This is a genomic window from Pseudarthrobacter enclensis (assembly GCF_030811655.1).
GTDB lineage: Bacteria > Actinomycetota > Actinomycetes > Actinomycetales > Micrococcaceae > Arthrobacter > Arthrobacter enclensis_A.
Map to the genome: position 1 here is coordinate 183,414 of NZ_JAUSRE010000001.1, position 13,010 is coordinate 196,423.

Here is a 13,010-nt window from a genome sequence, read left to right on the forward strand (position 1 = left end):
CGGGCGCAGGCGCCGGAAGGAGGCGGCTGCCCCGGTTGCTGCGCACCATCTGATAGTTCGATCACGGAAAACGCTTTTCCGCGCAGCCCACGGACCGGCTGCCACTACCATTGACGGGTGCAGCCGCAGCTAACCATCCGTCCCGCCGTCGAAGCCGACTTCCCCGCCATTGCCCGTATCACCGGGGACTCCTACCTGTCCGCAGGCTACTTCGACGACGCCTCGCACCCGTACATGGTCAAGATCATGGACGTTGCGGCGCGGGCCGAACAGGCAACCATCTGGGTGGCCGAACGGGAAGGAACCATCGTCGGCTCGGTCACCTTGGCACTGGCGGGGGAACCGTACGCGGACATCGCCCTGCCTGACGAACTGGAATTCCGCATGCTGGTGGTGGACCCTGCCGTGCAGCGCAGCGGCGCCGGCAAAGCCATGGTGGACGCCATCGTCAGCCATGCCAGGACGCTTCCCGGCATCCGTGCAGTGGCCCTCACCACGGGCCAGGCCTGGGAAAGCGCGCACGGGCTCTACCTTAAGACCGGCTTCCACAGGGCCCCTGAACGGGACTGGCTGGTCCCCGGAACCGACACAAAACTGCTGGTTTACCGGCGCGACCTGTAGCAGCCCTACAGTGGTGGCGACCCATTCCAGCTTTGAAAGGCCCACCCATGCGCAATACCTTCGGCAGCGGATCCGTCTGGGAACAGACCCTCGGCTATTCCCGCGCCGTCCAGGTGGACAACACCCTCTACATCTCCGCTACCGCGGCCAGCGGTGACGACGGAATCGTGGGGGATGACTTCTACACCCAGACCCAGTACATCCTGCAGAAACTCGGCAAAGTCCTGGCTGACGCCGGCTTCGGCTACGAGGACGTGGTGCAGTCCAAGCTGTACCTGACGGACATCAGCAAATGGGAAGAGGCCGGCCGCGCCCACGGCGAGGTGTTCGGAGAGATCCGCCCCACTCTCTCCCTGGTCCACGTGCTCCCGTTCCTGGACCCGAAGATGCTCGTCGAGATCGAACTGGTGGCCCAGAAGAGCGCATAACGCGGAAGTTTCTTCTGCCCTACCGGGCCGGCAGGCCGTAGCGGTGTTCCGGCCTGCCGGTGGTCCCGTAGCGGAGCTGGATGTCCACCGCGCCGTCGTCGGCCAGGGAGGACAGGTACCGCTGGGCGGTGGCGCGGGAGACACCCACGCGTGAGGCCACCTCGGCAGCCGAGTACTGCTCGCCGCTGACCAGCGATTCCAGGACCGCCGCTTCCGTGGCCGAACGGGGTTTCGACGACGGCGTGACATCCCCCGGAATCAGCGCACGTTTGGCGCGTTCCACCCTGTCCTGGTCCAGTGCCCCCGGCTGCGCCAGGAAGCGGCGGTAGCGGGCGTAGGAGCGCAGCTGCTGCGACAGCGACTCGGCGGTGAACGGCTTCAGCAGGTACCCCAGCGCGCCGCGGCGGAACGCCGCCCGGACTGAGGCGGCGTCGGAGGCGGCGCTCAGGATGATTGTGTCCACGTCCAGCTGCTGGAGCAGGTCCAGTCCGGAGGCATCCGGAAGGTAGACGTCAAGCAGCACCAGGTCCGGCCGCAGGCTGTGGATGGCCTGCAGCGCCAGGGATGCGCTGCCGGCGGGCGCCAGGGCCAGGAAGCCGGCCACCGAGTCCACGTAGGTGGCGTGGAGCTTTGCCACGTGGAAGTCGTCGTCCACAATCAGGACCCGAAAATCGTCAGCCATTGTCATCCTTTCCGGCTGCCCCCAGCTGGTGGGCGGCAGGGCTTCCTGCCGTTGTGTGTGGCAACGTGGCCATGAATACAGCGCCGGGTCCGCCCCTGGTTCCGCGTTCGAGAACTTTGACGTCGCCTCCGCGGCGGCGGGCCAGCTGGCGGGCCAGGGCCAGCCCGAATCCGTGGCCGCCGCCGGCACGAACGGGCCCGGTGGCGGTGGTGAAACCTTCGGCGAACACGCGCTCCGCGTCCGTTCCGTCCGCCAGCCCATCACCCGAGTCCGCGACCACCACGTGCAGCGTGCCGCCGTCGTCGCCCGGCTCATCCAGCACCTCAATCTCCACCCAGCGTTCGGTGGAGGATCCCGCCACGGCGGCGTTCACCGCGTTGTCGATCAGGTTGCCCAGCACGGTGGTCACATCCTGGGCCTGGGTCACCTGGCCGCGGACCAGCGTCTCCGGCCCAATGCGCAGGGCAACGCCGCGTTCGTCCGCCTCCACGCCCTTGGCGCCCACGAATGCCTGCAGGTACGGGTCCTGGAGCAGTTCGGCCTGGTCCACCGGAAACTTCAGCGGTCCCGTGGCGGCCAACCCGGCCAGGTAGTCGCGTGCCTCCTGATGCTGCCCGATGCCCAGGAATCCGGCCAGCGTGTGCAGCTGGTTGGCGAACTCGTGGCGCTGCGCCCGCAGGGCGGTGGACATGGTGCCCACTGCGTCGAGTTGCCGGGTGAGCTGCTGCAGTTCGGTGCGGTCGCGCAGCATGATGACCCAGCCCAGGTCCTCCCGGCGGTGCAGTGCCTTGCGCGCGTTTGCCACCAGGACCCGGCCGCCGGCCACCAATTCCAGGGCATCCTGGCCCGAACTGCTGGTACCTGCGGCGGCTCCCATAACGGTGCCGCCGGCAGCACCGGCCCCCGGCCGGGTCAGCGACTTCAGCTGCTCCGGCACCGGAGCGTCCTCCCAGGGAGTACCGGACAGGTCGGGCAATCCGAGCAGGCGCTGGGCTGCGGCGTTGAAGACGCTGATCCGCCCGTCGGCACTCACGCCGATGACGCCGTCGTCCACGCCCTGCAGTACGGCAACCTGGTCGTGGACCAGCGTGCTGATCTCCTCAGGCTCCAGGCCCAGGGTGAGGCGCTGCAGGCGCCGGCGCAGCAGGAAGGACCCCAGGACCCCCGCCAGCAGGGCTCCGGCGGCCGTCAGCGCCACCGGCCCGATATCCCGCGCCACGCTTTGGGCGACGGTCTCCATGGAATAGCCCACGCTGACCTCGCCCACCACCGTCGCCGTGCCCGGAGCGTACACCGGAACCTTTGCCCCCGCGGAAGGGCCCAGGGTCCCGGTGTTCCGGGTGGTGATCTCCTGCCCGGACAACGCCTCGGTCGGGTCGGTGCTGACCTTCCCGCCGAGCCGCTGGGGGTCGGGATGCGCCAGCCGGATGCCGGTTTCGTCGGTGATCACCACGAACAGTGCGCCCGTCCGGGTCCGCGCTGCCTCGGCGGACTCCTGCAGGGGGCCGGCCAGAAGCTCCGCGGGCGGGGGAGTGCCGGGCTGTTCACTGATGGCCAGCACGTCCGCCCGGACCTCGGGATCGGAAGCAACGGTGCGGGCCAGCGTCAGTGCCTGGTTTTCGGCGTCGCTGCCCACCCGGTCGTAGGTCAGCCAGGCATGGACGGCGGCGCTGAGCAGCACTACCAGAAGAACCACGGCCAGCTGGAGCAGGAGCGTCTGGGTGGAAAACCGCAGCGGCGGCCGGGGCACGGAACGCTGCATTCATCCTCCTTGACGGGTACTGCGTGACGGTAGCGGGCGGGCGGCCTCCAGCGCGAAAAAGCTGCGTGAGCACAATGAGCAAAATGCTCCCAACAAGCAGTATGCCAATCAATTAAGCCAAAGGCACCGCCGTGACGCCCGCCACCCTACAGTCTGTAGCACGCATCACAACGCTGTGGTGCTGTTCACAAGAAGGAGCCGGCTGTGCTGGTAATACTTGGATTCGCCATGATCGCGGTTTTCATGGTGCTGATCATGACGAAGAAGTTGACGCCAGTGCTGGCGCTGATCATCGTCCCTACTGTTTTTGGTCTTTTCGCCGGTGCCGGCCTGGGTATCGGCGACATGGTGATGGACTCCATGAAGTCCATGACCTCCACCGCGGCCCTGCTGATGTTCGCCATCATCTACTTCGGCCTGATGATTGACGTCGGGCTCTTTGACCCGCTGGTGAAGTTCATCCTCCGCAAGCTGGGCAACGACCCCGCCAAGGTTGTCCTGGGCACTGCCATCCTGGCCGCCGCCGTATCCCTGGACGGCGACGGATCCACCACCTTCATCCTCACCACCGCGGCCATGCTGCCCGTCTACCTGCGCCTGAAGATGAGCCCCGTAGTCCTCACCTGCGTGGCCGGCCTGGCCAACGGCACCATGAACATCCTGCCCTGGGGCGGCCCCACGGCCCGCGCCGCCACCGCGCTCAAGATCGACGTCAACGACGTCTTCGTCCCCATGATCCCGTCCCTCGTCGCCGGCCTGGTGGTCGTCTTCGCCTTCTCCTGGCTGCTGGGCCTGCAGGAACGCAACCGCCTCCGCGCCACCGCTCCCGAAATCTGGGGCGTCCCGGACACTGCAGCAGAGTTCGACGGCGGCACCTCCACCGGTGGTTCGCTCGCCGGCGGCACGGCGTCCGGCACCGGACGCAAGGGCGGCAACCCTGGCGGAGCAGCCCCCGCCGTCGACCGTTCCCCGGCAGGAACCTCGGTGGCCGTGCTGGAGCATACCGACTCCCTTGCTGAGGACAGCGGCACCGGACTCGCCGACACCGCCCTCGATCCCAACCGCAGCACCCTGCGCCCCAAGCTGTTCTGGTTCAACCTCGCCCTGACCGTCGCGGTCATGGTGGTCCTCGTGGCCAATGTCATTCCGCTGCCGTTCGTCTTCATGGTTGGCGCCGCGATCGCCCTGCTGGTCAACTTCCCCAGGGTCAAGGACCAGGGCGCCCAGCTGATCGCCCACGCACCGTCCATCGTCGCCGTGGTCAGCATGGTCATGGCGGCCGCAGTGCTCACCGGCGTCCTCAAGGGCACCGGCATGGTCGGGGCAATGTCCGCCTGGCTGGTCCAGATCATCCCGTCCTCCATGGGTCCGTTCATGGCCGTCCTCACCGGCGTCCTCAGCATCCCCATGACGTTCTTCATGAGCAATGACGCCTTCTACTTCGGCGTCCTGCCGGTGCTCAGCGAGACCGCCGCCCACTACGGTGTCGGCGCCGCGGACATGGCCCGCGCCTCCATCACCGGCCAGCCGTTCCACCTCCAGAGCCCGCTGGTTCCGGCCATCCTGCTCCTGGTGTCGCTGGCGAAGGTGGACCTCGGTGACCACCACAAGAAGGTCCTGTGGCGCACCGCCGTCATTTCGCTGGTAATGCTTGGTGTCGGCATGCTGACCGGAGCCATTGGTATCGGTTAGTCTGTAGCTGCCCGTGCTCCTGTCCCCGCGGCAGGATGCGGGTATCGAAGGTGCCCGTCTGACGCCCGCTGGGGGATGTCAGACGGGCATCTGCGTTTCCCCACTAGACTGGATCGGAAAACAATTCGAACTTTGCAGGGGAGATCCATGGCTGCGATCAACCGTGACGACGTCGCGCATCTTGCGCGGCTCGCTCACATCGAGATGAGTGCCGAAGAGCTGGACAGGATGGCCGGCGAGCTCGCCGTCATCGTCGATTCGGTGAAGTCCGTCAGCGAGGCCGCGGGGGACGACGTGCCCGCCACCTCGCACCCCATTCCGCTGACCAACGTGTTCCGCGAGGACGTCGTGGGCCACACCTTCACGGCGGAACAGGCACTCTCCGGCGCCCCGGACTCCGATGAGAACCGTTTCAAGGTCCCCGCCATCCTGGATGAGGCATAACCATGACTGAACAGAACATCAGCGCCGATACCCTGATCCGCCTGTCTGCAGCGCAGCTCGCCGAGAAACTGCGTGCCGGCGAGGTCACCGCCGTCGAAGCAACCCAGGCCTACCTGGACCGGATCGCCGCCGTGGACGGCAAGGTCAATGCCTTCCTGCACATCAACGCCGAGGAAGCGCTCGCCGTTGCTGCGGAAGTCGATGCCATCCGCGCCGCCGGCGGAGCGGAAGCCGAAGCCCTGCACTTCCTGGCCGGCGTTCCCATCGCCGTCAAGGACCTTATTGTCACCATCGGCCAGCCCACCACCGCCGGATCGAAAATCCTCGAAGGCTGGCACAGCCCGTACGACGCCACCGTCGTCGAGCGCCTGCGCGCGGCCAAGATGCCGATCCTGGGCAAGACCAACCTCGACGAATTCGCCATGGGCTCCTCCACGGAGCACTCGGCCTACGGCCCCACCCGCAACCCCTGGGACCTGGACCGGATCCCCGGCGGCTCCGGCGGCGGTTCCGCTGCCGCCGTTGCCGCCTTCGAAGCGCCCCTGGCCCTGGGCACGGACACCGGTGGTTCCATCCGCCAGCCCGGCGCCGTCACCGGCACCGTGGGCGTGAAGCCCACTTACGGCAGCGTCTCCCGCTACGGCGCCATCGCCATGGCCTCCTCACTGGACCAGATCGGCCCCGTTACCCGGACCGTCCTGGACTCCGCCCTGCTGCACCAGGTCATCGGCGGCCACGACCCCCGCGATTCCACCTCCCTGCCGGACCCGCTGGCGGACCTCGTCGCCGCCGCGAAGACCGGCAGCGTTGAGGGGCTCCGCATTGGCATCATCAAGGAACTGCACGGCGAGGGCTACCAGGCCGGCGTCGAAAACCGCTTCAATGATGCCCTGGCGCTGCTCAAGGACGCGGGCGCGGAGATCGTGGAGGTCTCCTGCCCCAACTTCCAGTACGCCCTGGGCGCCTATTACCTGATCATGCCGTCCGAGGCCTCCTCCAACCTGGCCAAGTTCGACGGCGTCCGGTACGGCCTGCGCGTCCTCCCCGAAGAGGGTCCCATGACGATTGAACGCGTCATGGGTGCCACCCGCGCCGCCGGCTTCGGGGACGAGGTCAAGCGCCGCATCATCCTGGGCACCTACGCCCTGTCCGCCGGCTACTACGACGCCTACTACGGCTCCGCTCAGAAAGTCCGCACCCTGGTCCAGCGGGACTTCGAGGCCGCCTTCGCGCAGGCCGACGTCCTGATCTCGCCCACCGCCCCCACCACGGCGTTCCCGCTCGGCGAAAAACTGGACGATCCGCTGGCCATGTACCTGAACGACGTCGCCACCATCCCCGCCAACCTCGCCGGCGTGCCCGGCCTGTCGCTGCCCGGCGGCCTCGCGGATGAGGACGGGCTGCCAGTCGGCATCCAGTTGCTGGCCCCGGCCCGCGAGGACGCCCGACTGTACCGGGTGGGTGCGGTCCTGGAATCGCTGCTCGAAGCCAAGTGGGGCGGCCCGCTGCTGGCCCAGGCGCCCGACCTTGCCGCTGAATCCCTCGAAACCCAGGAGGCAAAATAATGAGCACCGACGAAATCCTGAGCTTCGATGAGGCCATGGAGAAGTACGATCCCGTCCTGGGGTTCGAGGTCCACGTGGAGCTCAACACCAAGACCAAGATGTTCTCCTCCGCGCCCAACGTCTTTGGCGACGAGCCCAACACGAACGTCAATGAGGTGGACCTGGGAATGCCCGGTGTCCTGCCCGTGGTGAACAAGACCGCCGTGGAGTCCTCCATCAAGATCGGCCTGGCGCTGAACTGCAAGATCGCCGAATCCTGCCGCTTTGCACGGAAGAACTACTTCTACCCGGACACCCCCAAGAACTTCCAGACCTCCCAGTACGACGAGCCCATCGCGTACGACGGCTACCTGGATATCGAGCTGGAAGACGGCACCGTATTCCGCGTGGAGATCGAACGCGCACACATGGAGGAGGACGCCGGCAAGCTGACCCACATGGGCGGGGCTACGGGCCGCATCCACGGCGCCGACTTCTCCCTGGTGGATTACAACCGCGCTGGCGTTCCGCTGGTGGAAATCGTTACCAAGCCCATCGAGGGCGCGGGTTCCCGCGCCCCGGAACTGGCCAAGGCCTACGTGGCCGCCATCCGGGAAATCGTGAAGAACCTGGGCGTGTCCGACGCGCGCATGGAACGCGGCAACGTCCGCTGCGACGCCAACGTGTCGCTCCGCCCGCACGGCCGCGAACGTTTTGGCATCCGGTCGGAAACCAAGAACGTGAACTCGCTGCGCGCCGTCGAACACGCCGTCCGCTACGAGATCCAGCGCCACGCAGCCGTACTGGACTCCGGCAACCCGGTTGTCCAGGAGACCCGGCACTGGCACGAGGACACCCGCACCACAACGTCGGGCCGGCCCAAGTCAGACGCCGACGACTACCGCTACTTCCCGGAACCGGACCTGGTCCCCGTGGTTGCGTCCCGCGAATGGGTCGAGGAACTGCGCGCCACCCTGCCTGAACCTCCGGCTGAGCGCCGCAAGCGCCTCAAGGCGGACTGGGGCTACTCCGACCTGGAGTTCCGCGACGTGGTGAACGCCGGCGTCCTGGACGAGATCGAGGAAACCATCGCCGCCGGTGCCTCCGCTTCAGTGGCCCGCAAGTGGTGGATGGGCGAGATCGTGGGCCGCGCCAAGGCCGCCGACGTTGACCCCGGCCAGCTGGGCGTCAGCCCCGCCACCGTTGTGGAGCTGAGCCGCATGGTGGAAGCCGGCAAGATCAACAACAAGATGGCCTCCCAGGTCCTGGACGGCGTACTCGCCGGCGAGGGCACCCCGGAAGAGATCGTCGAAAAGCGCGGCCTGGCGGTCGTGTCCGACGACGGTCCCCTCCTGGAAGCCATCGATGCCGCCCTCGCAGCCCAGCCCGACGTGGCGGACAGGATCCGCGGCGGCAAGGTACAGGCCATCGGCGCCATCGTGGGCGCGGTCATGAAGGCCACCCGCGGCCAGGCCGACGCCGTCCGCGTCCGGGAACTCATCCTGGAGAAGCTGGGCGTCACGGTCTAGCGTTTCCTACCCAACTGGGCCGCAGTAGATGCCGTTTTGAGCCCTCATAACGGCAATAACTGCGGCCCGGTTCGCTTTAAGTACTCAGGCGGCGCTCCCCAAAAGTACCCGTGGCTGCGGGCTCCTGGCGGACTTACACTTGAGCCCACAAGGCGCCGGTGCGACGGCGTGGAGTTGCGGCACGAGCGCGCGGGAGGGACAGCCATGGCGGTCCGGGAGCCAATGAGGATGCGCAGGGTGGCGGTTGTGTGCGCGGTAGCCCTGGCACTGACCGGGACCGGGGCCGCGCTGGCATGGTCCGCCACAGTCACGGCCGCACCGACACCGTCGGCGTCACCCGCTCCGTCCCGATCGGCGCCGGGAAACTCCGGCAACGCTCCAGGACACAACAAACCCGGCAAAGTCCAGCGCGCCCAGCCCCTCCATGGGGAGGCCGTAGTCAAGAACCCGGACGGCACTTTCACCACCGAGCTGGAGCAGCAGGGGACCGTGGAGTCTGTGAGCGGCACCGCCATTACGGTCAGGAGCGAGGACGGCTTCTCCCAGACCTACACCGTCAACGGCAACACAAGAATCACCAGGCTTCCGGCCGCGGGCGCTGGTGGTTCGGGAGCAACGGCCAGCCCGGGAGCAACGGCCAGCCCGGGAGCAACGGCCAGCCCGGGCGCAGCGCCCACCCCGGGTGCAAAGGGCGACGACGGCAAGCGGCCCAAGGCGGCAGGCGGAACGATTGCCGACATTGCGGTTGGAGACACCGTGCGCATCTCCGGCGTCAAGGACGGGGACAAAGCAACCGCCAATCGGATCGTCAAGGGCGCCGGCGGCGCCCCCGGCCTGGGACACAACCAGGGCTTGGGGCACGGTCAAGGCCTTGGACACAGGATGGGCAAGGGCAACGGCCAGGATGCCGAGGACTCGTAGCGCCCGGCAAGGACCCGCAGCCTCCCGCAGGCGCCGCGTTCAGCCCTGCTGCACCAGCCCTGCCATGATGTCTTCCAACGCCTCGCAGACCATCACCACCGCCCTCCGCTTCAGGTTTTCCGGCCTGGCCAGCAGGTCGATCCTGCGGCGGGTGCTGATGCCTTCCAGCGGACGCAGCACGATGTCCGGGTTGAGGACCGGGCCTGCCGTGTACCTTGGCAGCAGCCCCACCACTCCGCCGGCGCCCACGAGGGCCGCGACCGTTGAATAGTCGTTGATGCGGTGAATGATGTTGGGGACCCGGCTGGAGACGGCAGCGATGGCGGACAGGACATCGGCGGGGGAGTACCCGGGGTGGCTGGTCACCCACGCCTCGGCGCCGACATCGTCCGCGGTTACCGTGTCCCTCCGGGCCAGGGGGTGGTTGGCGGGCAGGGCGACGTCCAGGGGTTCGTGGGCCAGCGGGATCACGGCCACGCGGTCCGCGGGCCAGCGCGGGCTGTGGTCCATCCTGTGCGCGAGGACCAGGTCGTACCGTGCGGTCAGGGCGGGGAAGTCCTGCTGCGCGACGTCCTCGTCGGACAGTTCGATCCGGGGGTGCTCCGGCTGGTCCAGCATCCGGGCCAGCGGTGCAAACAGGGCCTGTCCCGCGCTGTGGAACCCGCTGACCGTCACCCTGCCGGCAGGGGAGCCATGGTAGGTGCCCAACGCACCCCGGGCTTCGGCCATGGCGCTGACGACGGCGGCCCCCGCGTCGGCAAGTACCTGGCCCGCCTCGGTCAGTACCAGGTTCCGGCCCTCCTTGCGCGTCAGTGGAACGTCCACGGAGCGCTGCAGGTGTGCCAGTTGCTGGGAGACCGCCGACGGCGTCACCATGAGGGTGTCGGCTACCGCCTTCACGCTTCCCAGGACGCCGAGTTCCCGCAGGATTTCAAGCTGATGAACCTCCACTAGCCCAGTCTATCCCTTAGCTTTGCTACATCGTCGATTGAGAAGAATCCTGTTGTGCTAAAGCGTCGGCGGGGCTTCAATGAGGAGGAGACGCCGTTCCCCCCGTTATAGCTGCATGAAGTAAGGATGCCAATGAAGGCCCTGTACAAGGCCGGCCCCCAGGCCGGTTTCGAACTCATAGACCGCCCCGAACCCCAGGCTGGCCCGGCGGACGTGAAAATCCGGGTCATGACCACCGGTATTTGCGGCACTGATCTGCACATCCAGTCCTGGGACGCCTGGGCGCAGGGGATGATCGAAGCCCCCCTCATCGCCGGGCACGAGTTCTACGGCGAAGTGGTGGAAGTCGGCTGGGAGGTGCGTGACGTCAAGGTGGGCGACCGGGTTTCCGGCGAGGGCCACATCGTGTGCGGGATCTGCCGGAACTGTCGTGCGGGCCGCCGGCAGATGTGCATCCACACGGTCAGTGTGGGGGTGCAGCGCGACGGCGCCTTCGCCGAGTATGTGGTCATCCCCGAAACCAACGTCTGGGTCCACCATGACCCATCAGTCACACCCGAACTGGGCGCAATCTTCGACCCCTTCGGCAATGCTACGCATACGGCCCTGAGCTTTCCGCTCGTGGGGGAGGACGTGCTGATCACCGGTGCGGGTCCCATCGGCCTCATGGCCATCGCAGTGGCACGCCACGCAGGTGCGCGGAAGATCGCCATCACGGACGTTTCCCGCCCCCGGCTGGAACTGGCCCGGCAGCTCGGTGCCGACCTTGCCATCGATGTCTCCACCACCCGCGTCCGCGACGCCCAGCGGGAGCTTGGCATGCGCGAAGGCTTCGACGTCGGAATGGAAATGTCCGGCCACCCCTCCGCCCTGCCTGAAATGATCGACAACATGAACCACGGCGGCCGGATCGCCATGCTGGGACTGCCCAGCCAGGAGATCACCATCGACTGGGGCAAGGTGGTCACCCATATGCTCACGCTCAAGGGCATCTACGGCCGCGAAATGTACGAAACCTGGTACGCCATGAGCGCCATGCTCTCCTCCAACCCCGTGCTGCACGCGGGAATTTCCGCTGTGGTGACGGACACGCTGCCGGCCACGGACTGGGAGAAGGGCTTTGAGATTGCCCGCAGCGGTGTTGGCGGAAAAGTAGTCCTCGACTGGACCCGACTGTAAGACGCGACGGTAAGGAAACCCATGTACACCTCCATCAAGGACCAGCTCCACGACGAGCTGGAGGAAATCCGCACGGCCGGGCTTTACAAGACGGAGCGCAGCATCAGCTCGCCCCAGTCCAGCCACATCACCGCCGGCCGGATCGGCGGACCGGGCGCCGACGTGCTGAACTTCTGCGCCAACAACTACCTGGGCTTGGCGGACCACCCTGAGATCATCAGCGCCGCGAAGGCCGCGATGGACGAGCGCGGCTTCGGCATGGCCAGCGTACGTTTCATCTGCGGCACCCAGGACCTGCACCTGCAGCTCGAAGCCCGGGTTTCCCAATTCCTGGGCACCGAGGACACCATCCTGTTCTCCAGCTGCTTCGACGCCAACGGCGGCGTCTTTGAGTCCCTGCTCGGCCCGGACGACGCAGTGATTTCCGACGCGCTCAACCACGCCTCCATCATTGACGGCATCCGCCTGTGCAAGGCCAAGCGCTACCGGTACGCCAACCGGGACATGGCAGAGCTAGAGGGCCGCCTGCAGGAGGCGCAGGACGCGCGCCGGAAACTGATCGTTACCGACGGCGTGTTCTCCATGGACGGATACCTGGCTCCGCTCAAGGAAATCTGCGACCTCGCCGACAAGTACGGCGCCATGGTGATGGTGGACGACTCCCACGCGGTGGGCTTCATGGGGGCCACTGGTGCGGGGACGCCCGAACACGCAGGAGTCTCGGACCGCGTGGACATCTACACCGGCACGTTCGGCAAGGCCCTGGGCGGAGCGTCGGGCGGCTATGTGTCCGGCCGCAGGGAGATCATCGCCATGCTGCGGCAGAAGGCCAGGCCCTACCTCTTCTCCAACTCGCTGGCGCCCGCCATCGTGGCCGCCACCCTCAAGGCGCTGGACCTGGTGGAAAACTCCGGTGACCTGCGTCGCCGGCTGTTCGAAAACGCCGCGCTGTTCCGCCGCCGCATGACGGAAGAAGGCTTCGACCTGCTCCCCGGCGAACACGCTATCGTCCCGGTCATGTTCGGCGACGCCGTCATGGCCGCCAAGGTGGCCGACGGGATGCTGCAGCACGGCGTTTTCGTCACCGCGTTCAGCTTCCCGGTGGTCCCGCGCGGTGCCGCGAGGATTCGGGTACAGCTGTCCGCCGCCCATTCAGCGGACGACGTCGAAGCGTGCGTCCGTGCCTTCGTCGCCAGCCGTGCCGAGGCGGCAGCAGCCTGACCCGGATTCAGTCGAGGCGGGAGTCCCGGAGAGCGC

The 13,010-nt window shown here is 67.2% G+C and carries 12 protein-coding genes; 9 read left to right on the forward strand and 3 right to left on the reverse strand.

Features of this window, described 5'->3' with window-relative positions:
• Positions 1-117: 117 nt before the first annotated feature.
• Both J2X98_RS00765 and J2X98_RS00770 read left to right on the forward strand, forming a co-directional pair.
• Positions 118-621, forward strand: coding sequence for a GNAT family N-acetyltransferase (locus tag J2X98_RS00765; RefSeq protein ID WP_307303457.1), 504 nt, complete (start codon positions 118-120; stop codon positions 619-621).
• 47 nt (positions 622-668) lie between these two features.
• Complete coding sequence (locus J2X98_RS00770; RefSeq protein ID WP_141940674.1) at positions 669-1,049, forward strand: RidA family protein; 381 nt, start codon at positions 669-671, stop codon at positions 1,047-1,049.
• A gap of 19 nt (positions 1,050-1,068) precedes the next feature.
• On the opposite strand, the gene J2X98_RS00775 is transcribed toward J2X98_RS00770, so the two are convergent.
• Together J2X98_RS00775 and J2X98_RS00780 are read right to left on the reverse strand one after the other, a co-directional pair.
• Positions 1,069-1,731, reverse strand: coding sequence for a response regulator (locus J2X98_RS00775; protein WP_307303461.1), 663 nt, complete (start codon positions 1,729-1,731; stop codon positions 1,069-1,071).
• Positions 1,724-3,493, reverse strand: a complete 1,770-nt coding sequence (locus J2X98_RS00780; RefSeq protein WP_307303463.1) for a sensor histidine kinase — start codon at positions 3,491-3,493, stop codon at positions 1,724-1,726. Before J2X98_RS00780 ends, J2X98_RS00775 begins: the two co-directional genes overlap by 8 nt.
• A 204-nt stretch (positions 3,494-3,697) precedes the next feature.
• Between J2X98_RS00780 and J2X98_RS00785 the strand changes: the two genes are divergently transcribed.
• The 5 genes from J2X98_RS00785 to J2X98_RS00805 all read left to right on the forward strand — a co-directional run bounded on the left by J2X98_RS00785 (position 3,698) and on the right by J2X98_RS00805 (position 9,623).
• Positions 3,698-5,185 carry a CitMHS family transporter gene (locus tag J2X98_RS00785; RefSeq protein WP_141940677.1) on the forward strand — a complete coding sequence of 496 codons (1,488 nt, stop codon included), beginning with the start codon at positions 3,698-3,700 and terminating at the stop codon, positions 5,183-5,185.
• A 147-nt stretch (positions 5,186-5,332) separates the two neighbouring features.
• A complete protein-coding gene (gene gatC / locus J2X98_RS00790; protein WP_141940678.1) occupies positions 5,333-5,629 on the forward strand; it encodes an Asp-tRNA(Asn)/Glu-tRNA(Gln) amidotransferase subunit GatC in 297 nt (98 codons plus the stop codon).
• A gap of 2 nt (positions 5,630-5,631) precedes the next feature.
• Entirely contained in the window at positions 5,632-7,194 is a 1,563-nt protein-coding gene (gatA, locus tag J2X98_RS00795; protein WP_307303465.1) for an Asp-tRNA(Asn)/Glu-tRNA(Gln) amidotransferase subunit GatA, read from the forward strand.
• On the forward strand, positions 7,194-8,702 hold the full coding sequence (gene gatB / locus J2X98_RS00800) for an Asp-tRNA(Asn)/Glu-tRNA(Gln) amidotransferase subunit GatB (protein WP_307303467.1): 1,509 nt from the start codon (positions 7,194-7,196) through the stop codon (positions 8,700-8,702). The genes gatA and gatB overlap by 1 nt, the downstream gene beginning before the upstream one ends.
• Before the next feature lie 228 nt (positions 8,703-8,930).
• Positions 8,931-9,623, forward strand: a complete 693-nt coding sequence (locus J2X98_RS00805) for a DUF5666 domain-containing protein (RefSeq protein WP_307303704.1) — start codon at positions 8,931-8,933, stop codon at positions 9,621-9,623.
• A 39-nt stretch (positions 9,624-9,662) separates the two neighbouring features.
• Here the strand turns inward: J2X98_RS00805 and J2X98_RS00810 are convergent, their stop codons facing one another.
• On the reverse strand, positions 9,663-10,574 hold the full coding sequence (locus J2X98_RS00810) for a LysR family transcriptional regulator (RefSeq protein ID WP_141940682.1): 912 nt from the start codon (positions 10,572-10,574) through the stop codon (positions 9,663-9,665).
• Positions 10,575-10,706: 132 nt separating this feature from the next.
• Here J2X98_RS00810 and tdh point away from each other — a divergent pair, with 132 nt between their 5' ends.
• Together tdh and J2X98_RS00820 are read left to right on the forward strand one after the other, a co-directional pair.
• Positions 10,707-11,753, forward strand: coding sequence for an L-threonine 3-dehydrogenase (tdh, locus tag J2X98_RS00815; RefSeq protein ID WP_141940683.1), 1,047 nt, complete (start codon positions 10,707-10,709; stop codon positions 11,751-11,753).
• A gap of 21 nt (positions 11,754-11,774) precedes the next feature.
• Positions 11,775-12,974 carry a glycine C-acetyltransferase gene (locus J2X98_RS00820; RefSeq protein WP_307303470.1) on the forward strand — a complete coding sequence of 400 codons (1,200 nt, stop codon included), beginning with the start codon at positions 11,775-11,777 and terminating at the stop codon, positions 12,972-12,974.
• Positions 12,975-13,010: the final 36 nt, after the last annotated feature.